At 68.0% G+C, this 1,789-nt stretch carries 1 protein-coding gene; it reads right to left on the reverse strand.

The window, feature by feature from the left end:
- A partial coding sequence (locus ACWDSL_RS53265; protein WP_450496973.1) for a condensation domain-containing protein occupies window positions 1-1,727 on the reverse strand: 1,727 nt, incomplete at its 3' end.
- Window positions 1,728-1,789 lie beyond the last annotated feature (62 nt).

A 1,789-nucleotide genomic window follows, 5' to 3' on the forward strand; every position in this document is an offset into this window, starting at 1 on the left:
GCGGTTTCGTTGCCTTGGTGGGCGTAGAGGGTGAACAGTTCCCGCATGAGGACGGGGAGGGACCAGCCGTCGAGGAGGATGTGGTGGTTGGTGAATACCAGGCGGTAGTGGTGTGGGGCGAGGTGGATGAGGGTGAAGCGGATCAGTGGTGGCTGGTCGAGGTTGAACCGGTGGTTGTGGTCTTCTTCCAGCCAGGCTGTGAAGGAGGTTTCCTGTGTGTCGGGGTGGAGGTGGGTCCAGTTGAGTTCTTGCCAGGGGAGTTCGGTGGTGGTGGGGATGATTTGGATGGGGTGGGTGAGGTTTTGGTGGTGGAAGCCGGCGCGGAGGTTGGGGTGGCGGGTGAGGAGGGTGGTGAGGGCGGTTTTGAGGGTGGGGATGTTGAGGGGGCCGGTGATGCGGAAGGTTTGCTGGGAGGTGTAGACGTCGTGGCCGTGGGTGTCGTAGAGGGCGTGGAAGAGGAGGCCTTCTTGGAGGGGTGCGAGGGGCCAGATGTCGGTGGTGTGGGGATAGGTGGTCTCCAGGTGGTCGATGTCGGCTTGGGTGAGGTGGAGGAGGGGGAGGTCTGAGGGGGTGCGTCCGCCGGTGTCGGGGAGGGTGGTGTGGCGTGCGAGGGCGGTGAGGGCTTGGTGGTAGCCGTCGGCCAGGTCCTTTGCATCTGCCTGGGTGAGGAGGGTGTTCGGCCAGGTGAGGGTGGTGGTGAGGGTGGGGCCGTGGGGGGTGTCCTGGGTGAGGGTGTTGATGGTGAGGGTGTGGGTGAGGGGCATGTCGGGGTCGGGTCCGGAGCCTGCGGCAGTGGAGTGGGCTGCTGGTGCCCAGTCGGCGCCGTGGCCGATGGGGAGGCGGCCGAGGTAGTTGAACCCGATCTGCGGGACGGGGAGATCGGCGAGGCCGGGGCTGGTGGCGGGGTTGAGGTAGCGCAGGAGCCCGTAGCCGATGCCGTCGTTGGGGGTGGCGCGGAGTTGTTCTTTGATGCGTTTGAGGACGCGGCCGAGGTCGGCTCCGCCGGCCCAGGCCTGGGCCTGGTTGAAGATGCCGGGGTCCAGGTGGACGGGGTGGTGGGAGGTGAACCAGCCCACCGTCCCCGACAACCCCGCCCCCTCCACCACACTCTCGTGACGGCCGTGGGATTCCAGGTCCACCAGCAGTCCTTGTCCGGTGTGCCGGCCGCGGGCAGCACGCCAGCGCATGACCGCGAGGGTGAGGGCGGTGAGGAGGACGTCGTTGATGCCGGCGTGGAAGAGGGCGGGCAGGTCGGTCAGCAGGGGCTGGGTGTGCTCGGCAGCCAGCGTCACCGTCAACCGCCGCGCACTGGCCGCGGTGTCACGGGCGGGATCCAGCGCACGCGCACCCATCAGCGGGTCCGCGGCGCTTGCCAGGTTCTGCCACCAGGGCAGTTCCTGCGTCCATTGTTTGTTCTGGGCTGCTTGGGTCAGGCCCGCGGCCCACTGCCGGAAGGACGTGCCGACCGGCTGGAGTGTGCAGGGTGTGCTGGTGGTGGCTGCTTGCCAGGCGGTCTGGAGGTCGGGGAGCAGGATCCGCCATGACACTCCGTCGACCACCAGGTGATGCGCCACGACCAGCAGCCGCCCCGACACCTTCGGTCCGGCATCGAACCACACCGCCTGAACCATCACCCCCGAAGCGGGTGACAACCGCTCCCGTGCGGAGTCCGCCTGCGCTGCGATGACCTCGTCGAGACCGTCGTCGGCCATACCGGTGATATCCACCCGCCGCACGCACAGCGCAGCGTCAGTCTGGCCGGCGGGCGGGATGTGCAGGTCCCAGGTGG

Source organism: Streptomyces sp. NPDC000941, from assembly GCF_053599555.1.